Source organism: Pseudomonas fluorescens (genome assembly GCF_000967965.1).
In the GTDB taxonomy this organism is placed as follows: Bacteria; Pseudomonadota; Gammaproteobacteria; order Pseudomonadales; family Pseudomonadaceae; genus Aquipseudomonas; species Aquipseudomonas grandcourensis.
This window is the reverse complement of the sequence record NZ_LACC01000006.1, coordinates 44,156-66,447: the sequence shown is the minus strand read 5'-3', so window position 1 is coordinate 66,447 and position 22,292 is coordinate 44,156. Positions and strand designations below refer to the sequence as shown.

Sequence of the window (22,292 nt, the reverse complement as noted above, 5' to 3'; positions counted from 1 at the left end):
GCAAGCCTTGCAACTGGCTGACGAGAACGAACCGGACGGGCTCGGGACATCGGCTGTCATTGTGCCCTCGGTGCTCAAGACGTTGCACGTGTTGGCGGTTGAAGATCATCCCATCAACCAGTTAGTACTGACCGAACAACTGCAGCAACTGGGCTGTCAGGTAACAATGGCTTCGGATGGTCGTGAAGCCTTGCAACGCTGGCAACGTGGAGAGCACTTCGACATGGTGGTGACGGATGTGAACATGCCAGAACTGGATGGTTACCAGTTGACCCGCCGATTACGGGCAGAGGGGATCAAAGTGCCTATCGTCGGGGTAACCGCCAATGCCCAGGCAGAGGAAGGAGAGCGCTGCGTGCAGGCCGGCATGGACGGTTATCTGGCCAAACCCGTTTCTCTTGCGCGACTACGAGAGGCATTGCAGGCAGTGGGTGTTTCTGTTGCGGGTGTCTCAAAGGTCAATGTGATTGCAAAGCTGGACGAAATTAATCCGGCGATGCGCGATTTGTTTGTTTCGACAACGAGGCACGATTGGGCGGCCATGATGAACTCGTTGTCAGAGGGTAATGCTACGGCAGTCACTCAGTATGCACATCGACTCAAAGGTGCACTTGTGACGATCGGTGCAATGGACGCAGCGGATTTTTGCTCGCACCTTGAAGAGATCGCCGCTTCTGGCCACCTGTCCAGAATTGACGAGTGCCTGAGTAGTTTGAAGGAATATTTGGATCCTATATTGGAGGCGTCATCATGACCCTTAAGGTGGTTCTGGCAGACGATCATCCGATTGTTTTGTTCGGGGTTCGTATGGCTCTTGAAAGAGAGCCCGGAATTGAGATCTGCGGGGAGGCGCAAGACTCGACTGCACTGGTCGAGCTGATGGATAAAGTAAAACCCCATGTGCTGATCAGTGATTTCTACATGCCTGGCGGTAAACATGGGGACGGCTTGACACTGGTTTCGTTTGTCAAACGACGCTATCCGGACGTCAAGCTGATCATTCTCACTATGTTGACCAATCCATCATTACTGGAAAATATCGTCAATGCCGGCACGGATGGTGTTCTGCTCAAAAGTGGAGGGCACGATAACCTGGTTGATGCGATTCGGGCTGTTGTCCAAGGCAAAAAGTACATCGATGCTGCAGTCAAGGCCATGCTCAATGATGCCAAGGCCAATAACTTGAACTCGCGTGGAGACCCAGGGCAAAAGGTGCTATCGAGTAAAGAGTCGGAGGTCATGCGACTGTTCGTGGGCGGGCACACGGTTTCTGAAATAGCCAATATGCTCAATCGGAGCGTGAAGACCATCAGTCATCAGAAAATATCAGCTCAGCAAAAGCTGGGGATCGCCAATGACAAGGAGCTGTACGAATACGCGTTACGAAACGGCCTGCTTTGACAGGCATCGTTCCACTGATCCTGAGTCAGGCCGTCGTTTTGACTTTATGATTGCCCGCAACGCTGCAGGGCATTATCCGTGACGTACTCTGTTTTCAGAGTCTGCGCATGCGCAACTCTTCGATCATTTTCAGGCAATGACTCTCCCCCGGTGACACATCGCCGACGCGGCGACTGAGGATGATCGGCGAAGCGGCGTTGGTTTCCAGCACCGGGGTGAACCCGATGTCGTCGCGGTGCAGCAACTCCACCGTGGCCGGTACCAGCGTGACACCAATGTCGGCGTCCACCAGGCCTATGGCTGTCTGCAGTTCGTTGGTCCATTGCGTCACCTTGATGCTCATGCCGTAGAACTCGAAAAAGTTGATAACCATGGTGTTAGGTAGGGAGGTACGCCAGAGCTCCGGCTCAGATGTATTCCAACGTTACAATCATGGCACGGGGGGATTGTGCGGCCAGTGGCAAGGAGATCACTGCCTGCGAGTGAACTACACGCATTTTGGCCGATGCGCTTGTAGTGCCAGGAGTACTCAAGGAGGCCCTGACAGGGTTATCGCAGTCAGAAAGATGAACTTGCACAAACTGTCGTTCATTTAGTGTCGTTTGAGTGTCTATGCTGACCTTGCAAGGTGGGGCATAAAGTCCTCCCGAAAATTGAATGCTGCCATCGGTTGCCTGAACAGAGGCGAGCATTGAGAAACCAAGAACGAAGGCTAAACAAGTCAGCTGATGGGTTGATTTTGTCATCGTGTTACCCCTCATGTTGTAACTGCTCGTAAAACGTGTAAGTACATCCTGCTTAGCGGCAGATCCACGAACAACTTGAGTTCAGGCACTGGGGGCTCGCTGGTGCTGCAAAATGCATTCATCCCGTTAAACGTGCTGGCCCCGTGAGCTCACTACTTTTTCAGCGTAGCTAACACCCCACCGATACCGGTAGAAAAAACTGACCGACACACCGTCCTTACGCACTGAGATTCGACCGGCGAGACTGCCATCCTCCCTGAGGATGCGGCCGGCATCATTGGCGGTCAGCGACTCGAGTTCCTTGATGGTGCTTTTGGCCATAAAATGGACTCCCCCTACTTTTCCCCCCACAAAAACGCCGGCTCTTGATGGACGTTACTGGACTCTCGTAGAGCAGAACACCGCTGGAGCTCAAGTAAATACTAGCTTGGAAAAATCCAGAGTAAATTTTTGGAAGCTTTCAAGAAGTATGAAAAAGGAGATGGGGTGCTAGGGGTCGAGTGTTCGAATCACTCCGTCCCGACCATATTTACTGAGTAAAATCAGATACTTAAGTCGATCAGACAGATCGGCTTTTTTGTGCCTGCGCAAAACTACCCGGTGATTTCGCTGATATTCAGGTCCGGAACTGCCTCGGACCAGATGATTTTCTCGTGGTCCCGCTGGTAGTTCTTGGTCATGCCTTCGCTCGCATGGCCTGCGATTTTCTGCCCGTCCTTTCCGGCTTTCTTATACAGGTGCAGCGATAGTGCTCGCACTTCGTGGAAGCCCGGCATCTCTTCTTCCTTCCATCCTGCGTAGCAGTTTGCCGCCTCCCTGGCGTCCTTGAATGCTCGCGTCAAATACCGCTCTTCAATCTTCGTCCAGTGGTCCTTGTGCTGCGCCTGTTTCTGTTTCCGGCGTTCGGGCTTGCGATGCACCAGGTATGGCGAGGCTATGTCGTCACGGCATTGGCTGATTACAGCCTGTAGCTCGGGCGTCACTCGAAAGCGAATCCACGCTGCGTCACTGGCCTTGGCCGTCTTCTTCTGCACCAAGTACAGGAAGCCCTCTCGAACACCGTCGAATCGCATATCCAGGATGTCCGTCCGGCGCTGGGCAGTGATGAGGGCGAGGTCAATTGCACTCTGTAGCCAGGCTGGCGCTTTCTCCCGGATGGCTTTCAAGCCTTCGACGGTATGGCGTTTGCGTTGTTTCTTCTCAATGCGGTTGATTGTGCTCGCCGCCGGGTTGTCTGGGCACAGGCCTTTGGCGGCAGCGTGATTGAAAACATCGATCAGCAGTGCCCTGCATTGGTTTGCCGTCCGGGAGGTGAGGGCATCCAGCATCTCCGCGACCATGCGGATCGTGATCTGGTCGACGGCCTTGCCTTCGAACTGCTTACAAAAGCGCCGGAAGTGCACCGCGTACAGGTTGAGCGTGCCCTTGGCCAGTTCCCGCGGCGGCAGGACGTCGTGCTCGTATGTATCGAGGAATCCGGCAAACGATTCGACAGAGTTGTTCAACACAGCACCGACCAGATCGGCACCGCGCATAAACTCTAGGTTCAACTGCTTCGCAGCGTCGATGGCCTTGATGCGGTCGGTACCAAACTGGAACCACTTCCCGTCGGTTGGCCGGCGGTAGCGATAAGTCGAGCGCCGCGCGTCGAAGTAGAGGTTCTGCGGAAGGCTCTTGTTCGCAGTGTTGCGCTGCCGTGGCGACATTGGATGCTCCATGCCGCGCGCGGCGGCAGGGTGGGTATGTGGAATTCTGATGAAGGGCGTGAGGCACGCTTTGAAGGTGAGCTACGGTTTATTGGTTCACCTCGCCAGTTGCGTACACGCTTTCTCCCCTGAGGTGACTGGCGGGGTGAACCCTTACCGGCGCGGCCCCTTGTAGATGAGCCAGAGCATGTAGAGCGGGGCTGCTATAGGGATGAGCATGGCGTTTACTCCGTCCCGATGAGGTAGGTAGGCTCGTTGGCTTCCGCCAGCCACTGACGTAGGCAGCCGCACTACGCATGTGGCGGGTCTTCATCAACCCATTGCTTGTCGAGCATGTCCTCGCTGGTCAACTCGACCTCCCAGTCCGCGTAGTCGGCAGGGTCATCACCGTTCATTTCAGCGAGCACGCGGCGGGCTTCTGCTTCATCGGTAGCGGCGCCCCAGTCTTGTTCGCCAACCTGGAAGCACAGCAGTGCAGGGCGGGCTGGCTGCCGTTGAGCTCGAACTCAGGGGGGTGGTTTTCAATAGGCATGACTTCGTCCTTGCCGCTATAGCGGCTGACTTTAAAGGGGGGGCAGAGGGGGTGGAGTACAGATGTACTCCTATCGGGATTCGGCTGACTGCGCGCCTGCTGGATGAGTTGCGTTCCAGAGTTCAAACGCTTCCTGAGTGGTGGCCGCCGTGATCTTCTCGTCGCAGGTGTAGCAGTGCGCTACGCCGCCGGCCGCGCCGACATCGCGATGACCTTGCTTGCAGGGGTTCATATGCCAGTCATCATCCAGCTCGGGTTCCGACGCGGTGGCTTCAACCACCAACGTCTTCCCGCAGGAATGGCAGAAGTGCATGCTGTTCTCTTCCGGACCGTCATCATGGAATGACCAGGTCACGCCACAGCTGCTATGCCAGATGCCGCTGTCGTCTTCCCGACTCCACTCGCAGGTACCGGAGCAGTCACCAATCCGCTGATCCGCTGCGTTCAGGCGTTGCTGCAGCGAGTCAACCTTATTCACTGCCCGATCATATTCACCCTTCGCTGCACCCAGTTCGTCACGCAGTTCGCTGATTCGCTCCTGCGCCTGGTCCACGACCTGCTGTGCTTCGTGCACATCGATCCAGTTGCCCATGGCTTTGTCCTCGAACTTCTGAACCGAGGTGCCTGACGGGGAAAGTAAAAAGGCATAGCGCGGCAGAGCATTCAACTTGTCCCAGAACTCCATGCCCTGGCGAGGCGTGGTGACTGTGTTGGATTGGTTTTCTGTGGGCATGGGGCGTCCTATGCCGGGGCATGCCCGGGCGGTGGTGGGGGGGAGTCGTCTATAGTTAAGAGTTCAGCCAATGGAGGTAGATATGGAATGCCTAATTTGCGATGAGCCTGCCTCGGACGTCGCTGCTGGTGATGATTACCAGGAACGATCATGCGTAAAGTGCGGACAATATCGAATTACCCATACAGCGCTTGTTTGGATGGAAACCCATGGCTGGCGATTCGACGTGAAGATGACTCGGGCCTGGCTCGCACATCAACAGGGCTCGGGGCTGATCCCTACTATTGATTCGCAGCAGGCTAGCGTTCTGATCCTGGATTAAGCTGCCGCCATGCCTCTATCATCTTCCTTTCTCGCCAGCTGGCGTGATTCGTAGAAGTGGGGTATTACTGAACTGCCGGAGCGGGGCCCTACCCCTGCTTAATCCGGTGAGAGGCACCTGCTTAGCGGGTGCCTTTTTTTGTTTGGTTCAGTTCAATAGGTGAGGATGAGTCACGCCGCGAGGCGCTGGTAAAGTTCGATGATGTCGGCGGCGTTGGCGCTGACCAGTGCTTCGGCCTCATCCGGGCAGACACTGTTGCCAATCAGCCGGACTTGGTCCGTTTTGTTGATGTCACGCCACTCTTCGGCACCAGTGACCGGGTCGACAAACAGGCCGCGGTCGATGATGTAGGCCTTGTCGAAGCCTTGCGCGGCCTTCAACTCTGGCGGCTGAAGCATGCGCAGCGTGATATCCACCAGCACATAGCCGCCGACCATGACCAGGTCCGCCGGGTCTTTGAAGTGCTCGGGCAGATGCTCATGCATGAACGCGGCGCAGCGGCGGGCGCCTTCCAACTGCTCAGGTGTCAGGGTGTCCGGCACCTGCACGACCTCGACCAGCGCGACGCGATCCTTCGTCGGCAGCGTGTGCATTGGTTCGGTGAGCGATATGCCGTCCTTCTCGTTGCCGTAGTACTTCACCAGGTAGGCGTTCGCCAGTCGCTGGTTGGCGCCGGATTGGCAGATGGTCGAGAGCGGCGAGTCTGCGGCGCGGCCGTCACCGTCGTAGAACCCACCGTTTGCTTGTTCGAAGAATGCAGCCGATACCGCGTGATGTCCGGTACTCGTGGCGACCACACCGAGTGGGCTGGTGACGTCGGCGCCGATCGAGCCTTTCCGCAATGTCACCATGTTTGCTGCGGCCATCGCGAAGTGGCCGCCTTTGACTTGTGCGACCTGGGTGCGCAGTGGCTCCAGCGCACTGAAGTTGCGCTGCGACGAGCCGTTGGCGCACTCGGTGAGGAACGGCGCCGCTACCGGCTGCACCAGTGCGTGATGCGTGCCGCCGGCACTGATGGTCGATAGTGCTTCGTCGACACCGTGAGTGCTGGTGTGCGCTTCCGATGTTCCGCGCATCGGCACAATGAATGGCTTCGCGCTGGTCAGCACGTGCCGCCAGCAACCCTTGGCCACGCGGCGCATGGTGTTCACTGCCATTGGCTTGTCTTGCGCTGCTTGATGGCTTCCGCCGTCAGCTCCTGCTGTTCTTCGGACATGGCCTGCCTCTTCATTTCCGTGGGCCGGTAGATCCAGCCATATCTGTCGTCGGCGCTGGCGCACCTGGTTGTTGATGCGCCTCATGCTGCCCTCTGCTGATTCCAGACACCCACGGCGTAAAGAGCGCGCACGGATTCATCGACACCGTCCAGGCTGTCCAGTTGGAACTTCAGCATTGGTTGTCTCCCAGAGACTATTTGCAGGCCCTGCCTGCAGATATGAAAAAGCCCCGTCATTGACGAGGCCTGTGTAAATCGTTGGCATAAAAAAAACCGGCGGCTGCCAGGGCTTGATTCAAAGCATGTAGGCCCGTGCGAAGGGGCGGACCTTTTGGGTGTTAAATTTTTCCGTGTCAGTCGTCTTGATCTATCTGATCAAGAAAATCAACGTCATCATCTTCTTCGTCAACAATTGCCTGAGCATCTTCTTCAACCCATGACTCGTCATCATGGAATTCATGATCGAGCAGGTGGTCGTGCTCAGGCTCGGGAATATCTCGTTCTTCGCTCATGACTTACCGAAACAAAAATGAAAGAACGGACTGTATATGCAGATCCTTTCCCTCAGTCAACGATCACGAAACAACGACACGTTCACGGAGCAGCTTAGCGTTGTCTCACAGAGACGAGGATGCAGGCCCTGCATGCAGATACAAAAAAAACCGCTCGATGGCGAGGTTTCATTCAGTGTTAAAGGTTTAAGGCCTTATGCCTGAAAATCCGAATCGACCTTTTTCAGCGAGCCTTAAACTCAGCCAAGGGTGGTGGATCTCAAAGTGCTTGCGAATGGTTTCGAAGGCAGCTCTTTGACCACTCTCCGATTCAATCTCAAATGGCAGACTGTCCGACGTACCCACGCCCCGTCCTACCGGTGAAAGGAAAGACTCTAAATAGTCGATGGAGTATTGGGCGGTTCTTTCAATCTCAGATGTCATTTCTTCACCTCTGCTGACGGTGCAGAGATGATAACCATGGTCGACGGAGTTATCCGCAGAAAATCTGAATTCCAGCTCGCTCATTCCCCGCAGGTTAAGAATTAACACAGCGGTTTGAGGCAAAGGTTTAGGCGAATCCTCAGAGCCGATCCCCCTTGGCCACACTTGTTTTCATATGGTGGCGAACGGGAGATTGCTTCGACCTACCATGCGGCACTCTCATTCAAGTGCTCACATGACAGACAGACTTTCTTAGCTTTGAGCATCATGCACGGTCACCCTCACTCCCGTAGCCACAATCTCGTACTCAGTCTCAGAAATCTTTTTCACGTCACCACCAGATTGCATTTCGAAATGCTTCAGGCCTTCATGTCGAACCATGCCGTTTGGCGAGCGCTCAATGGTCTCGTCCTGATAGATGTTAATCACGTAGTGCAAGTTATCCGTGCCAACCCCAACTATTTTTCCAACATATTTATCTGCCATGTCCGAACTCCTTGCGTGAAATCTCAAAGTAGCTGGTACTGACAGATCAATCCAGAGCATTGAACAGTTCAGCTCACCATGATGTTGGTCTGTACCTGGGCGTGCCCGTGCAAGAGAGATACGACCAGGCCCTGAGGCAGACCAGCAGCCTTTGCGGCATCGATCGCATTGACAATGGCGCTATCCAGATCAGTGATGGCCTTGTTGATGGCTCGGCTCAGTGGCAATGCGTGATGTAGCCGGGTGACGCTGCTCATTTGGCCAAATTCGGCTGAAGCACTACCCGGGCAATCATCACCAGGAGGCCCAGCACGCCATAGGCCAAGTAAATACTAGCTTCGTAGAGTCCAGGGTGAAATTTTTAAATCTTTCAAGAGGCACGAAAAAGGAGATGGGGTGCTAGGGGGCGAGTGTTCGAATCACTCCGTTCCGACCATATTTTTCAATGACTTAGCAAAACTTTAGCCCGTTGGGCTTTTTCATTGGTGGGGAGTTTTTCGGGACTTCATCCAGCTTTCCTCTTCAAGATCGTCAGCACCGGCCCCCGCGAATCAGTTGCTGATACCATATTTGCAGCTTCAATCAGATGCCCGAGCGCAGCGCCCGAGTAGTGACTGGTGATGCTGCCGTTCTTGTGCCCTAGCAAGGCCTTTCGGTCTACCTGTGTGACACCTGCCGCCCGAAGGCGACGGCCAAACGTATGTTTCAAGTCATGCACCCTGATGGATGCGTTTCCAGGGTGAGCGGGGCGAAGGTTTTCCTCCTGCCAGAGTTTCGCCGCTCTCACCCGCGCTTTCTTCCAGGCTGAATCATTCATGCGGTGCATCGCGTTGCCATTGAAAGGAAACACCCAGTCCTTGCTCTGACCGCGCTGTCTGTCGATGATCGATTTCGCCACGCTATTCAGCACGACCAGTCGCTCATCACCACTTTTCACACCTGACCGCTCGTTTCGGCCGCCAAAGTCGGACGGTATCAGGAATACGCTGGTGCCCAGTTCCGGTACCGAGATTTCCCAATCCCATCTCAATTTGCAAACCTCCTGCTCGCGGCAACCCGTGTTCACCTTGAACAGGGCCATCGTCTGCAGGTGCGCCGGCAATTCTCCGAAAAGGATCGATTGCTCTTCCCATGTCATGGGGTAGGGCTCACGAACCTTTTTCTTTAGATCCAGCTTGGCCAGCATTGGCACCGAATCAAGCCAGGGCCTGCGCTCTTCATCCCGCCACTTCCTTGCACAAAGCGAAAGAACCCGTATTACCCGCTCGATCGAGATGTTGATCGTGCACTGCGAGACGCAACTGAAGATCGTAGAGCTGCAGTCACGGAGGCCTCGCTCAGCTCACTGATTCTTTCCTGTGCCGCATCAACGACTTTTCGCGACGATCTAGTTGCCTGCCCTTGCATTTGCTTTGCTTAGTAAGAGTTGCATAAGGTCTGCGTCCCTATCTTGTTGCAGTAGGTATTAACAGGCCTATTGTTTTGTATCTGAGTCTGAATAGCGCGTGTATTAGCCTCAACTTGGGCGTTGTTCGCTTGTACCACTTGTTTATATTCCTCCGACGCCATAGCGTATTGATTACAGACCTCTGCTGGTGGCGTTGTTAGGCCTGGATGATATATTGCCTGATATCTACTCTCCAAAAAGGCGGGGTCAAAGCTATATGATCCAGCCCTGCTATTGAGCATTCGCTTTGCCCATAAAGCTGTATCAGGTGACATCTGACCTGAGATGCCACAAATCTGGACAACCGCATATCCCCTAGCAAAATCGTCATACACGGAATTTGGCATGATTGGTTTAGGCGTAGTAGCACAACCGGATAGCAAAGCTGCAATGCTGATACTCAGCATCAATCCTTTATTCATTCCTAACGTGATCACGAAAAAATCCTTAATGGCCAAAAGCCATAGAGGATGACCTGAATTTTTTAACTGTCACCCCTTGGGTGGACAATATGATGGTGACGCATCATATGTCAGCGTGCCGTCGAGGATCGCCGCTTTGATCGCCTCGAATTCCCAGCACCAGTACTGACTGTCGACGTAGATGCGCAGGCCGTCGCGATAGTCGTATTTCTTGCGCTGGATAAAGGCTTCGGCAGCGGCATGGGTGAAGTGCGCGTTGACATAATCCCAGTGGTCGACCCAACCGGTGACAGTGTGCTCGGGCAGCCCGTCCAACACGTCCCATTGCTGCCATTCACGAGCTTTCATGAACTGCACGCCGCACTCGTCCTGCATCAACTGGTTTAGCTTGCGTTTCTGGTCGCGGTCACAGTTCTGCCAGTACTCGGTAGGGCTGTAGCAGACCGATTCGCCACTGTTGAAATACACCAGCTTTTTGTCGGTGTAGTCGGTATCCAGGCCGCAGATGATCTTGCGTTCTTCAACAATGAAGATTGCGCCGCTGGTGCAATGGTCGTCGACCCGCGGGCCTTTGCAGTCGTAGCGCAGGCGTTCTACGAAGTCGGTCCAGGTCGCTGCATTGAGGTCGGCGCCGCTCGCCAAGCTCGGAATCGGCTCGGCCGGTTTGTTTTCTGTGGGCATGGGGCGTCCTTGGCCGGGGCATGCCCGAGCGGTGAAGGTTGTTTGTGATCAGCTACAGTTGAATGTTTACGAACTGGGAGGGCTGGACATGAAGTGTTTAGTTTGTGGGGACGAAGCTAATATCCGTGCTACTGAGGATGGTGGTCGAGCAGTGGCTTGCCGGGAATGTGGTCGCTACGAAATCACCGGTGAGGTTTTGGCTCTTTCGGCGAAAAATCATTATCGAATCGATGTAGACAGGACGCAGATGTGGATTCAGGGGCAATACGTTGTCGGACGTGTAAGCCCCAAGATCGACCTTAAACCGTGCGATGGGCTGGTGTTAGGTAGGATCAAAGCTGTCGCAGAATCCGCATCCCGATCCAGCGAACGACGGTGACCGCCTTGCTGTTCCCGATTGCCTTGTAGTGTGGGTGACTTCGCCTGTGACGCACACGGCTACCTGGCCGCCGGCGTTGGCGTGACTGTTCGAGTGGTTCATTGCTCGTAGCGTTGGTGATATCGCTCCGGCATCGGCGCCATGATCCTTGCAGCTGAAGGATTCCGAGGTGCTTGCTGGCCTTGTACCGAGTCATGCCGGCCGCTTTGCATTCCACTATCCGATGTTCTTCAGCACTCGCTCATTTAGCCGAGGAAAATCCAGTGCGAGGGGGGCGACATTTTTGTCGATGAATTCGGCGTGGGGGGGACTTGGGTTTGAGGGCGTCGAACCTGCCGCAACAGGTCATCCGGTCTATCGCACAGCAGTCTTGCTGAAGTTCTATATCTACGGCTATCTCAATCGAACTCAGTCCAGCCGCCGGCTTAAGCATGAGGTCGGGCGCAAACATCGAGTTGATGTGGCTGACGGGGTGTTTGGCTCCCGCTCTCAAAACCATTGCCGACTTTCGTAAATCGTAAGGTCTGGCTTGAGGTGTGATGGGACAGCAGGCTCGAACTTTCATCACTTCACGCCATGCACTCACCATAGATGACCTCATGTCATCCATCCCTTGAAAATCCATCCTTTGTCAGGTCCAGGTGTAGCGCTCTCTAATGCCGAAAAGCTGAGTGACCCAGATCACTCATTTCAACAATAAAAGCTCTTCAGGAGATTGTATGCACAGTGGTCCCACTCTTTTGCTGGTGTTGTTTTGCGCCATCATTCTGATCGTTTTTCTAATCGTCAAAGTGCGTGTCCATGCATTCCTGGCCTTGACCGCAGCGAGCTTTGTGGTGGGTATCGGTTCAGGCATGCCACTGGCGCAAATGGCCTCTTCCTATGAAAAAGGTGTCGGTGGAACACTCGGGTTCCTGGCAACGATCATTGGCCTTGGCGGCATACTCGGCAAGATGCTGGAAGAGTCCGGTGGCGCGGAGCGCATTGCCCAGACGCTATTGAGCGCCTTGGGTAAAGAGCGCGCCTCATGGGCCATGATGCTTGTTGGGTTTATCGCGGGCATACCTGTGTTCTTCGAGGTTGGATTCGTTCTGCTGATTCCCCTGATCTATGTGGTCGCCAAAGAGACCCGGATCAACCTTCTATACCTGGGCGTGCCCTTGGCGGTGTCGCTAATGGCGGTTCATTGCATGTTGCCCCCGCATCCTGCCGCCATGGCCATCACCGGGCTGCTGGGAGCCGATGTCGGCAAGGTGATTGTGTATGGCCTCATTATCGCGCTGCCTACCGCCATCATTGCCGGGCCGCTGTGGATCAAGCTGGTCTGCAAGAGTGAAGCGCCCGACTCTCAAGAAGCTTTTCTGGACGAACATTGCGTTGACAGCGCGACCCGGGACTTGCCAGGCCTTGGCTTGACGCTGATGACCATCCTGTTGCCACTTCTGCTGATGGTCGGCAAAAGTCTTGCAGCCGGACTGCCCCATGACTCCGTGCTCTTCAGCATCGTTTCGTTTCTGGGGACGCCGCTGATAGCACTGTTCATTGCTGTGGTGTTCGCTTACTGGGCGTTGGGTTTGCGCCGCGGTTTATCAATGCCTGACTTGCTCGCGCACACTCAGAAGAGCTTTCCTCCGCTGGCCAGCATTCTGCTGATTATCGGTGCCGGTGGGGCATTCAACGGCATCCTGGTCGACAGCGGTGTGGGTAACGCGCTGTCCGGTTCGTTGACGCAATTGAACATGAATCCCATCGTCCTGGCGTGGTTGGTGGCCGGGTTGATGCATTTCGCGGTCGGTTCAGCGACGGTGGCAATGATCAGCGCCGCCGGCATGGTGATGCCGATGCTGAGTGCTCATCCAACCGTAAGTAAAGAAATTATCTGTATTGCCATCGGTGCCGGCGCCATTGGCTGGACCCATGTGACGGACTCTGCCTTCTGGGTGGTCAAGGAGTACCTGGGTGTCTCGCTCGCCGAGGCGTTGAAGAAGTTCACCTCGGCCACCGTGTTGGCTTCATTGATTGCGCTGGGGCTGACCCTGCTGCTGTCGCAATTTGTTTGATCTCACCCGTATTTTCATCCTGATTATTTAAAGGGACCACGTCATGATTTTGGGAAGACCCCTTGAAAGCTGGTACTCCAGTTATCCTTTGATTCGCGATCTGGTCACGCTGCAAGAAACCACTTGGTTCAACCCTGCCGTGGCGCCGGTCGCGGAATCGATTGGCGATGTGGGGTTGACGGCCGCAGACGTCGCCGATGCCAGCGCGCGACTGACGCGTTTTGCTTCTTACCTGCGGCGTGCATTTCCGGAAACGGAAAGCAGTGGCGGCATTATCGAATCGGACATTCTGCCCGTGCCACACCTGCAGCAATTGCTCGGCGAGCGATACGGTCAGGCGTTGGAAGGGGCGCTGTGGCTCAAACGGGACAGCCATCTGCCGATTTCGGGTTCCATCAAGGCGCGCGGTGGAATCTATGAAGTACTCAAGCATGCCGAAGACCTGGCGTTGGCCGCGAATCTGTTGACGCTTGACGACGACTACGCAGTGCTGGACAGCGATAAGGCTCGTGCCTTTTTCGGCCAATACAAAATAGCGGTCGGCTCGACCGGCAACCTTGGAATGTCCATCGGTATCATGGGGGCGGCATTGGGTTTCCAGGTGACCGTGCATATGTCGGCGGATGCGCGGCAATGGAAGAAAGACAAGTTACGCTCACACGGCGTTACCGTTATTGAGTATTCCTCCGATTACAGCGTGGCCGTTGCGCAAGGCCGCCAACAAGCGGAGTCCGATCCAGCCTGCCATTTTGTGGACGATGAAAACTCGGTCAACTTGTTCCTCGGCTACTCGGTGGCTGCCGAGCGCCTGAAAAAGCAATTGGCAGTGGCTGACATCACTGTGGATGCGCAACATCCATTGTTTGTTTATCTGCCCTGTGGGGTGGGTGGCGCGCCTGGCGGCGTGGCCTTCGGCCTGAAGCTAGCCTTCGGCGATGCTGTCCATTGCATCTTCGCCGAGCCCACACACTCGCCGTGCATGATGCTGGGCGTCTACACCGGCCTGCACGACGAAGTGAGCGTGCAAGACTTCGGCATTGACAACGTGACGGCTGCTGACGGCCTCGCCGTCGGACGCGCTTCAGGTTTTGTCGGCAAGGCCATGCAGCGCTTGCTTGATGGTTTCTACACGGTCAGCGACGAGGAAATGTACAGTTTGCTGGCACTGATGGAACGCAGCGAAGGTGTGCGCCTCGAGCCATCCGCGCTCGCCGGCGTGCCCGGCATTGCCAGAGTCCTGGCCGACCAGCAGGGCTACTTGGCGCGCGCGCGCCTGGACAGCCAGGCCATGATGCAAGCCACCCATCTGGTGTGGGCAACGGGCGGCAATATGGTGCCTTGCGACGAGATGGAAGCTTATTTGGCCAAGGGCCGTGAATTGCTCGCCAAAGGTTAATCGGGCCTGGATGGACCCGAATTGCCTGGACTCGACAGAGTTCTCGCTGATTTAAGCGTAAACCGAATGTGGCAAGATGAACGTCTTGCCACATTCTTTACGTTTACCCGCTGGAAATGCGTACAACGCAAGGCGGCTTTTGGGTTTGAGGGAAAACTGTCGTGCTCAACCTTCCTCCGCGTATCAGTTCCAGGCTCAACAGCAGCCAGTTCGCGAACCTTCACACCTTTTTGGTTGCCGCTCGTCATCTGAGCTTCGCCCGTGCAGCAGAGGAGCTGTGTTTGACCGCAAGCGCCGTGAGCCACCGTATAAGTCGGCTGGAAACCGCCTTATCCATGAAGCTGTTCCAGCGCCTGACCCGGCAGGTCAGCCTGACGGACGAGGGCGAACGTATCTTCGATATACTCCAGAATGCGATGGGAGAATTGTCCGAGGCACTCGAGCAATCGTCACAGGTGGAAATTGCCGGCTCGATCGCGCTCTATGTCAGGCCTTCCATTGCCCAATGCTGGCTGGTTCCAAGGCTGGCGGACTTTATCGAGCGATATCCCTTGGTGTCTTTGGACCTGCGGGTAGGCAATGACAATGTCGACTTTCGAACCCGTAAAATCGACTTGGCCCTGTACTATGCCAATGGCGAGTTTCCCGGGCTGACGAGCCATCGGTTGATGCGCGAGCGACTGGCCCCGGTGTGCAGTCCCGAGTATGCGCGACGCCATCGCCTGGAGGAGAATCCGGATAACTTAAGGAACTGCACAACCTTGCATGACTCCCTGGCCTGGGATCATGCGGCCTATGATGCCGAGTGGACGCTTTGGGCAGAGCAACACAACCTGCTCACGGCACTTCCCAAACGTAGCTTGACCTTCGATCGTTCTGATTTATGTGTGACCGCAGCCATGAACCACGCCGGCATTGCAATTGGCCGCCAACAGCTTGTGCAGAAGCGGGTTGATCGCGGCGAGCTCGTTCTGCCGCTCGCTGAATTCAGCCGCTCAGGCCACTACGATTACTATCTGGTTCACCCGTCGCTCGGCACTATCCCCAAGCGATTGCTGGTTTTCATGAACTGGCTAAGAGAATGCGCGCGTCAATCATCACCCCTGGATGAGAACGACGACCTGTTCTGATGCGGCATGCGTACATGTGGGTGGTCGGGCCAGCCTCCAGTCGGTGAAGCCGCCGCTATCGAGCGTCACGCCTGAGTCAAATATGCAGATAGGGACGTCACCGGGGGAGGAAGGTGCCCAACGACGCCGTTTGTCATGAAATGTGCCGACGGTGTCGTCTGATGAGACGCGCTCAAAAGGCCTGCAGCTTACATTCCACTCAACGTCATCGCCGTAGTGCACCCAGAACGCTGATTGGAGAAAAAAAGCATGGCCCAAGTCGTACGATTTTACGAAACCGGTGGTCCCGAGGTTCTTCGCTTTGAAGAGGTAGAGGTCGGCGACCCAGGTCCTGGTGAGGTTCGACTTCGCCACGTAGCGGTCGGCCTCAACTATGCCGACACCTATTTTCGCAATGGCACTTACCCGATCCCGATGCCCAATGGCATCGGCGTTGAAGCCGCCGGTGTGGTGGAGGCAGTGGGCGAGGGCGTGAGCAATGTGGTGGTCGGCGATCGGGTCACCTATACCGGCTTTACCAACACCCTCGGCGCCTACAGCACCGAGCGCCTGATCCCGGCCGCGCCGTTGATAAAGCTGCCGGAAGATATTTCGTTTGAGACCGCAGCGGCCATGACCATGCGGGGGCTTACCTCGGCGTACCTGATGCGTCGCATCTATGACTTCAAGGCCGGCGACAGCATCCTGCTGCACGCTGCCGCCGGTGGTGTCGGCCTGATTGTCTCGCAATGGGCCAAGCTACAGGGCCTGAACGTAATCGGCACCGTGTCCAGCGAGGCCAAGGCTGAACTCGCCCGTGCTCATGGTTGCGATCATGTGATCAATTACAGCCACGAAGATGTGGCCAAGCGCGTGCGTGAATTGACCAGCGGTGTCGGCGTCAATGTGGTGTTCGATAGTGTTGGCAAAAGCACGTTCGAAGGCTCGCTGGACTCTCTCAAACGTCGTGGCCTGATGGTCTGCGTCGGCACGGCATCCGGTCCGATTCCGCCGTTTAGTCCAGCGCAACTGGCGATGAAAGGCTCGCTGTTCATGACGCGTCCGGCACTGGCAGATTACATCGCCGACCCGGCAGAAAAGGCTGACCTGGCCGGTGAGCTGTTCGGCCTGGTCGGGAGCGGCAAGATCAAGATCGGGATCAACCAGCATTACTGCTTGCAGGACGCCGTGCAGGCTCACCGTGATCTGGAGTCGCGCAAGACCACTGGCTCATCGATTTTCGTCATCTGAGGAGGTCTGCCGCCATGCAAGTCGAACAACTAACCTGCAGCATTGGCGCAGAGCTGACGGGCGTCAACCTTGCCGATGCCGTCCATGACGACGGTCTGTTCGCCGAGATCCGCGTCCAGTTGCTCAAGCATCGCGTACTGTTTTTGCGCGACCAGGACATCAGTCGCGCCGAGCATGTGGCCTTTGCCCAACGCTTCGGCGAACTGGAGGATCACCCGGTCATCGGCAGCCACCCGGATTATCCTGGCCTGGTGCAGGTTTACAAGAATCCGGACAGCCCGATCGACCGTTACGAGAACTCCTGGCACACCGACGCCACCTGGCGCGAGGCGCCGCCGCTGGGCAGCGTGCTGCGTTGCCTGGAGTGCCCGCCAGTTGGTGGTGACACCATGTGGGCCAACATGGTGGAGGCTTACAAGCATCTGCCAGACGAGATAAAAGCGAAGATCGAAGGCCTTCGTGCCCGTCATAGTATCGAGGCGACCTTCGGTGCGGTGATGCCGATCGAACGGCGCCTGGCGCTCAAGGCCCAGTACCCGGACGCTGAGCACCCCGTGGTGCGCACTCATCCAGAGACTGGCGAGAAGGTGCTGTTCGTCAATTCCTTCACGACTCACTTCACCAACTTCCACACGGCCGAACGTGTGCGTGTCGGCCAGGATTTCACCCAGGGCTCGTCCGAGCTACTGCGTCACCTGACCAGCCAGGCCCACATTCCGGAGTATCAGGTGCGCTGGCGCTGGAAGCCTAACAGCATCGCCATCTGGGACAACCGCAGCACACAGCACTACGCCGTGATGGATTACCCACCCTGCCATCGCAAGATGGAGCGTGCCGGGATCATTGGCGAAAAGACCTACTGAGCAACCTCACCGACACCCGTGCCAGCGCCCGCTCTGTACAGCCCGTCGGGCGGGCAACAATAAAAACAGGAGATAAGCATGCAGTTTTTCGACGATTCCCTGCACCCGGAAAACATGGAAAAAGTGGTGATTACTGTCGCCCCTTACGCCCCACAGTGGATGCCGGGAGACTTCCCTGAAGACATTCCGATGACCATGGACGAGCACGTGCAGGCGGCTGTTGACTGCTATGAAGCAGGCGCCACTGTGCTGCACTTGCATGTGCGCGAACTGGACGGTAAAGGCTCCAAGCGCCTGTCCAAGTTCAACGAGTTGATCGCCGGTGTGCGTGAAGCCGTACCGGACATGATCATCCAGGTCGGCGGCTCGATTTCCTTTGCCCCTGAAGGCGAAGGCGCGGAAGCCCTTTGGCTCTCAGATGATACCCGGCACATGCTGGCGGAACTGACGCCGAAGCCGGATCAGGTCACCATCGCCATCAACACCATTCAGATGAATATCGCGGAGCTGCTGTTCCCGCAAGGCATTGAAGGCACCTCCCTGCTTGATCCGGTGACCAATGCCGCGTATAGCGAAATGACCGTACCGGCAGGCCCTGCCTGGGTCGCCGAACACCTCAAGCGCCTGCAAGCCAGCAATATCCAGCCGCACTTCCAGCTGACCGGCATTCATGCCTACGAAACCCTCGAGCGCCTGGTGCGCAAGGGCGTCTACAAGGGCCCTTTGAACCTGACCTGGATCGGCATTGGCGGTGGTTTCGACGGCCCGAACCCGATGAACCTGATGAACTTCATCAATCGCGTACCGGATCGTTGTACCTTGACTGCCGAGTCGCTGCTCAAGAACGTCCTGCCACTTAACACCATTGCCCTGGCCATGGGCTTGCACCCACGACTCGGTAATGAAGACACCATTATCGATCAACACGGCAAGCGCTTCTCTTCCGTAGAGCAGGTCAAGCAGACGGTGCGTATCGCTCACGAGCTGGGGCGTGAAATCGCCACCGGTAAAGAGGCGCGCGACATCTACCGTATCGGAGTGCAGTACAAGACTGTTGAAGAAACCCTGTTGGCCAACGGCATGGCACCGAACCGCAAGCCGAGTCAGAAGGGCGTACCACAGCGCGGGTAATCCAGATGGCGGGGCAGGAAGCCAATGGCGTTCTGCCCCTGCCCACCTGAACGCGTGAGCAAGACCAAAAACAATAACAAAACGGGTGCTAGACACCGAGGAGGCAGCATGGCGTTTCATCACAGTACTGTGGCCGATGAAATGGATACTTCGATTGGCATTCCGCGACGGTACGCCTGGATTGTGTTTGTGCTGACCTTTGGCTTGTTGATTTCCGATTACATGTCACGGCAGGTACTCAATGCCGTGTTCCCGATTCTCAAGAACGAGTGGACGCTGAGCGACGGCCAACTCGGTCTGCTGAGCGGCATTGTCGCGCTGATGGTGGGCCTACTGACCATTCCCCTGTCGCTGCTGGCCGACCGCTTTGGCCGGGTCAAGAGCCTGGCGCTGATGGCCATGCTGTGGAGCCTGGCCACCCTGGGCTGCGCCCTGGCACAGAACTACCCGGAAATGTTGTTTGCGCGCTTCATGGTGGGCGTCGGCGAGGCGGCCTACGGTAGCGTCGGCATCGCCGTGGTGGTGTCGGTGTTTCCCAAAAGCATGCGTGCGACCCTCGCCAGTGCCTTCATGGCGGGCGCCATGTTCGGCTCGGTGTTGGGTATCTCCATCGGTGGGGCGATTGCGGTCAAGCTGGGCTGGCGTTGGTCGTTCGCCAGCATGGCGCTGTTTGGCCTGCTGCTGGCGGCGCTTTACCCGATCATCGTCAAGGAGGCGCGTATTGCCCCGCAGCGCCTAGCCACGGTCGGGAGCAATGCCAAAACGGCGGTCAAGCGTCCGCTGCGCACCTTGTACGGCACGCGTTCGGTGATCGCCGCTTATGTCGCCAGCGGCCTGCAGACGTTCGTTGCCGGTAGCATGATTGTGTGGATGCCGAGCTTTTTCAACCGCTATTACGGGATGGGCGAGGGCAAGGCCGGGGTTGTGGCAGGCGTCATGGTGCTGTGCTGCGGCGCCGGCGCGATTCTCTGCGGCATGCTCAGTGATCGCCTGTGCCGTCAATCTCCATTGCGCAAGATCGAGATGTCCATGGTGTTCTGCCTGGGCAGTTGCCTGCTGATGTCGCTGGCGTTGGTTCAGTCGACCGGTCCTGTGCAGTTGGGGCTGATCGGCCTGGCCATGCTATTGGTGACTGGCGTCAACGGCCCGACCATTGCCACGATCGCGAACCTGACCCACTACAAAGTGCATGGCACTGCTTTTGCCACCCTGACCCTGGTCAATAATTTGCTCGGCCTGGCCCCGGGGCCTTTCGTCACCGGCAGAGTGTCCGATCTTATCGGCCTGCACGGGGCCTTCCAGCTGGTGCCGCTGATGAGCATCGCGGCAGCGGCGGTGTTCTTCTATATCCGCTGTCACTATCTCGATGACATGTCCCGTGTGCAGGGTGAGGCGGTCGATCAAGCGCCCGCTAAAGCGGTGATGGAGGTGTCACCGTGACGAGGGTATTGCGTGTTGATGCGTTCTTCGACTTCATTTGCCCCTGGTGCCTGATTGGCAAGCGTCAGCTCAATCGCGCACTCACGAAGTTGCGCGCCAGCCACCCGGAGATCGAGTTGGAGCTGGTCTGGCATGGCGTGCAGTTGCTGCCGCACCTGCCGGCGCAGGGTGTGCCTTTTGTCGAGTTCTACCAAAAGCGTCTGGGCAGCGCCGAGGCCGTGCGAGCGCGCCAGGCGCAAGTCCGGCAGGCCGCAGCCGCCGTAGGCTTGAGCATCGACTTCAGTAGCATCAAGACGATGCCCAATACTGCCGATGCTCATCGGCTGTTTGAGTGCGCCACTGAACTGGGGAGTGTGGCGCAGCGCGACGCCTTGCTGGAGCAGCTGTTCGCCGCCTATTTTCATCGTGGCAAGGATCTCGCAGACAGTGCCACCCTGTTGGCGATCGCCGAGTCCTGTGGCTATCCGCGCGCGGCCCTGGCCGACTGTCTGCTGGGTGCTCACTGCCCCTTCGATGATGACGGGATGGGCGCCCGGGGGGTGCCTTATTTCATCTTCAACCGGCGCCAGGTGGTGTCCGGTGCGCAGCCGGCCGAGGTGCTGTTGCAGGCCATGCACCAAGCCCTTGCGCAGGACGTGACCGGGAGTCAATCGGCATGAGCCGGCGCATTGCGGTGCCGCCCGAGAAGGTCCCGGCACTTGGCATGCGCACGCTGTTCGAGCCGGCGGGCAGCAGCCTGGCATTGTTCAATGTCGCCGGCCAGCTCTACGCCATCGACGACAGCTGTCCGCATCAGGGGGCTTCACTGTGTGGTGGCCGACTTGAGGGCCGGGTGATCCAGTGCTGTGCCCATGGCCTGCGCTTCGACCTGGCGAGCGGCTACCTGCTCAATTCAAACAGCGTGAAGGTCGGCAACTACCCGGTCGAGGTGGTCGACGGCCAGGTGTTCATTGTCATCACTTCCAGGGAGACCGCGTTATGAGTGCCATTGCTCTGGCCTATGTCCATGGCCGCGTACAAGAACGGGTTCCCGGTTTTATCGTCAGCCTGATTGTTGCTGCAGCGGCGAGTTTTCTATCCGAGCACTATGGTGCGCCGGTCATGCTGTTCGCGCTGCTGCTCGGTATGGCACTGAATTTTCTCGCCAGCGATGGCAAGTGCAAGGCCGGTATCGAGTTCACCTCACGAACCGTGCTACGCATCGGCGTAGCGTTGCTGGGTATGCGTATCACCCTCGAACAGATCGCCGCGCTGGGCTGGAAACCGGCGGCCCTGGTGGTGATCTCGGTCGTGGTGACCATCCTCGTCTCGATGGCGGCGGCCAAGGCCATGGGGTTCCAGCGTCTGTTCGGCATGCTCACCGGTGGCGCTACGGCCATTTGCGGTGCCTCCGCGGCGCTCGCGCTGGCGGCGTCTTTTCCCAGCCATCCGCAGAAAGAGCGCGCCACGCTGTTCACTGTGATTGGCGTGTCGGCACTGTCGACCCTGGCCATGATCGTCTACCCGATGATCGCCAACTGGCTCGAGCTGAATCCCCAGTTGGCCGGGGTGTTCCTCGGCGCCACCATTCACGATGTTGCCCAGGTGGTGGGTGCCGGCTACAGCATGTCTACCGAGACTGGCGATACCGCCACTGTGGTCAAGTTGATGCGAGTGGCCATGCTCTTGCCGGTGATCGTTTGCGCGGCGATGATTTCCCGCACGCAGGGCGTCGACCCGACGGGTAAACGACCGCCGTTGTTACCCTGGTTCGCGGTGGGCTTTCTGATTCTCGCGTGCGTCAACAGTACTGGCTGGGTCGTCCCGGCAGTGCAGGGGTTCACCAACGAACTATCGCGCTGGTGCCTGGTCATCGCCATCAGCGCCCTGGGCATGAAGACCCAGCTCAAGGAGCTTGCCGCGGTGGGTATCAAGCCCATTCTGCTGATGGTGGGGGAGACAGTCTTCCTGATTGTTCTGGTGCTGTTACTGATGCGCTGGGGTTTGTAAACAGACGCGCTATCGAGGACTGCGCGACTCACTGGACAGCGCGAGCG

General features: G+C 57.0%; 20 protein-coding genes and 5 pseudogenes. 13 read left to right on the top strand and 12 right to left on the bottom strand.

All coding sequences use genetic code 11. From position 1 onward, the window contains the following. Both VC35_RS04600 and VC35_RS04595 read left to right on the top strand, forming a co-directional pair. On the top strand, window positions 1-754 hold a 754-nt coding region (locus VC35_RS04600), incomplete at its 5' end, for a response regulator (RefSeq protein ID WP_185754735.1). Continuing rightward, window positions 751-1,401: a response regulator gene (locus VC35_RS04595; protein ID WP_046038054.1), complete on the top strand. Its 651-nt coding sequence runs from the start codon at window positions 751-753 to the stop codon at window positions 1,399-1,401. The genes VC35_RS04600 and VC35_RS04595, both read left to right, overlap by 4 nt. Window positions 1,402-1,495: 94 nt before the next feature. On the opposite strand, the pseudogene VC35_RS04590 reads toward VC35_RS04595, so the two are convergent. The 12 genes and pseudogenes from VC35_RS04590 to VC35_RS04545 all read right to left on the bottom strand — a co-directional run. Continuing rightward, window positions 1,496-1,771 (bottom strand): annotated as a pseudogene (locus VC35_RS04590) (type 2 periplasmic-binding domain-containing protein); the annotation flags it as partial. Window positions 1,772-2,321: 550 nt separating this feature from the next. Then, window positions 2,322-2,468, bottom strand: a pseudogene (locus tag VC35_RS04585) (site-specific integrase); the annotation flags it as partial. A 272-nt stretch (window positions 2,469-2,740) separates the two neighbouring features. Beyond that, complete coding sequence (locus tag VC35_RS04580; RefSeq protein WP_046038051.1) at window positions 2,741-3,853, bottom strand: phage integrase Arm DNA-binding domain-containing protein; 1,113 nt, start codon at window positions 3,851-3,853, stop codon at window positions 2,741-2,743. 391 nt (window positions 3,854-4,244) lie between these two features. Continuing rightward, the gene (locus tag VC35_RS29885; protein ID WP_223464821.1) at window positions 4,245-4,385 is read right to left on the bottom strand and encodes a hypothetical protein; all 141 of its coding nucleotides are present in this window, start codon (window positions 4,383-4,385) and stop codon (window positions 4,245-4,247) included. Window positions 4,386-4,455: 70 nt separating this feature from the next. Next, window positions 4,456-5,118, bottom strand: a complete 663-nt coding sequence (locus VC35_RS29880; RefSeq protein WP_052960538.1) for a hypothetical protein — start codon at window positions 5,116-5,118, stop codon at window positions 4,456-4,458. A gap of 492 nt (window positions 5,119-5,610) precedes the next feature. Continuing rightward, window positions 5,611-6,609, bottom strand: a pseudogene (locus VC35_RS04565) (DNA cytosine methyltransferase); the annotation flags it as partial. Between the two features lie 400 nt (window positions 6,610-7,009). Next, window positions 7,010-7,168 carry a hypothetical protein gene (locus tag VC35_RS29440; protein ID WP_172435756.1) on the bottom strand — a complete coding sequence of 53 codons (159 nt, stop codon included), beginning with the start codon at window positions 7,166-7,168 and terminating at the stop codon, window positions 7,010-7,012. A 675-nt stretch (window positions 7,169-7,843) separates the two neighbouring features. Beyond that, window positions 7,844-8,077 carry a hypothetical protein gene (locus VC35_RS04560; protein WP_046038049.1) on the bottom strand — a complete coding sequence of 78 codons (234 nt, stop codon included), beginning with the start codon at window positions 8,075-8,077 and terminating at the stop codon, window positions 7,844-7,846. Between the two features lie 68 nt (window positions 8,078-8,145). After that, complete coding sequence (locus VC35_RS04555) at window positions 8,146-8,334, bottom strand: hypothetical protein (RefSeq protein ID WP_046038048.1); 189 nt, start codon at window positions 8,332-8,334, stop codon at window positions 8,146-8,148. A gap of 248 nt (window positions 8,335-8,582) precedes the next feature. Next, window positions 8,583-9,374 (bottom strand): annotated as a pseudogene (locus VC35_RS04550) (tyrosine-type recombinase/integrase); the annotation flags it as partial. 119 nt (window positions 9,375-9,493) lie between these two features. After that, complete coding sequence (locus VC35_RS29435) at window positions 9,494-9,961, bottom strand: hypothetical protein (RefSeq protein WP_185754734.1); 468 nt, start codon at window positions 9,959-9,961, stop codon at window positions 9,494-9,496. A 54-nt stretch (window positions 9,962-10,015) separates the two neighbouring features. Next, complete coding sequence (locus VC35_RS04545; RefSeq protein WP_046038046.1) at window positions 10,016-10,627, bottom strand: hypothetical protein; 612 nt, start codon at window positions 10,625-10,627, stop codon at window positions 10,016-10,018. Window positions 10,628-11,200: 573 nt separating this feature from the next. Between VC35_RS04545 and VC35_RS29875 the strand changes: the two are divergent. The 11 genes and pseudogenes from VC35_RS29875 to VC35_RS04495 all read left to right on the top strand — a co-directional run. After that, window positions 11,201-11,521 (top strand): annotated as a pseudogene (locus VC35_RS29875) (transposase); the annotation flags it as partial. A 204-nt stretch (window positions 11,522-11,725) separates the two neighbouring features. Beyond that, entirely contained in the window at window positions 11,726-13,066 is a 1,341-nt protein-coding gene (locus VC35_RS04540) for a GntT/GntP/DsdX family permease (protein ID WP_046038045.1), read from the top strand. 43 nt (window positions 13,067-13,109) lie between these two features. Beyond that, the gene (gene dsdA, locus VC35_RS04535) at window positions 13,110-14,462 is read left to right on the top strand and encodes a D-serine ammonia-lyase (protein ID WP_046038043.1); all 1,353 of its coding nucleotides are present in this window, start codon (window positions 13,110-13,112) and stop codon (window positions 14,460-14,462) included. 161 nt (window positions 14,463-14,623) lie between these two features. Then, window positions 14,624-15,592: a DNA-binding transcriptional regulator DsdC gene (gene dsdC / locus VC35_RS04530; protein WP_046038041.1), complete on the top strand. Its 969-nt coding sequence runs from the start codon at window positions 14,624-14,626 to the stop codon at window positions 15,590-15,592. Between the two features lie 249 nt (window positions 15,593-15,841). After that, on the top strand, window positions 15,842-16,822 hold the full coding sequence (locus VC35_RS04525; protein ID WP_046038039.1) for a quinone oxidoreductase family protein: 981 nt from the start codon (window positions 15,842-15,844) through the stop codon (window positions 16,820-16,822). Window positions 16,823-16,836: 14 nt separating this feature from the next. After that, entirely contained in the window at window positions 16,837-17,685 is an 849-nt protein-coding gene (locus VC35_RS04520) for a TauD/TfdA dioxygenase family protein (RefSeq protein ID WP_046038037.1), read from the top strand. 78 nt (window positions 17,686-17,763) lie between these two features. Next, window positions 17,764-18,816 carry a beta-keto acid cleavage family enzyme gene (locus VC35_RS04515; RefSeq protein WP_046038036.1) on the top strand — a complete coding sequence of 351 codons (1,053 nt, stop codon included), beginning with the start codon at window positions 17,764-17,766 and terminating at the stop codon, window positions 18,814-18,816. 108 nt (window positions 18,817-18,924) lie between these two features. Then, window positions 18,925-20,256 carry an MFS transporter gene (locus VC35_RS04510; RefSeq protein ID WP_046038035.1) on the top strand — a complete coding sequence of 444 codons (1,332 nt, stop codon included), beginning with the start codon at window positions 18,925-18,927 and terminating at the stop codon, window positions 20,254-20,256. Continuing rightward, on the top strand, window positions 20,253-20,915 hold the full coding sequence (locus VC35_RS04505; RefSeq protein WP_046038034.1) for a DsbA family oxidoreductase: 663 nt from the start codon (window positions 20,253-20,255) through the stop codon (window positions 20,913-20,915). The genes VC35_RS04510 and VC35_RS04505 overlap by 4 nt, the downstream gene beginning before the upstream one ends. Next, on the top strand, window positions 20,912-21,238 hold the full coding sequence (locus VC35_RS04500) for a Rieske (2Fe-2S) protein (protein WP_046038033.1): 327 nt from the start codon (window positions 20,912-20,914) through the stop codon (window positions 21,236-21,238). The genes VC35_RS04505 and VC35_RS04500 overlap by 4 nt, the downstream gene beginning before the upstream one ends. Continuing rightward, window positions 21,235-22,245, top strand: coding sequence for a YeiH family protein (locus tag VC35_RS04495; protein WP_046038030.1), 1,011 nt, complete (start codon window positions 21,235-21,237; stop codon window positions 22,243-22,245). Before VC35_RS04500 ends, VC35_RS04495 begins: the two co-directional genes overlap by 4 nt. Window positions 22,246-22,292 lie beyond the last annotated feature (47 nt).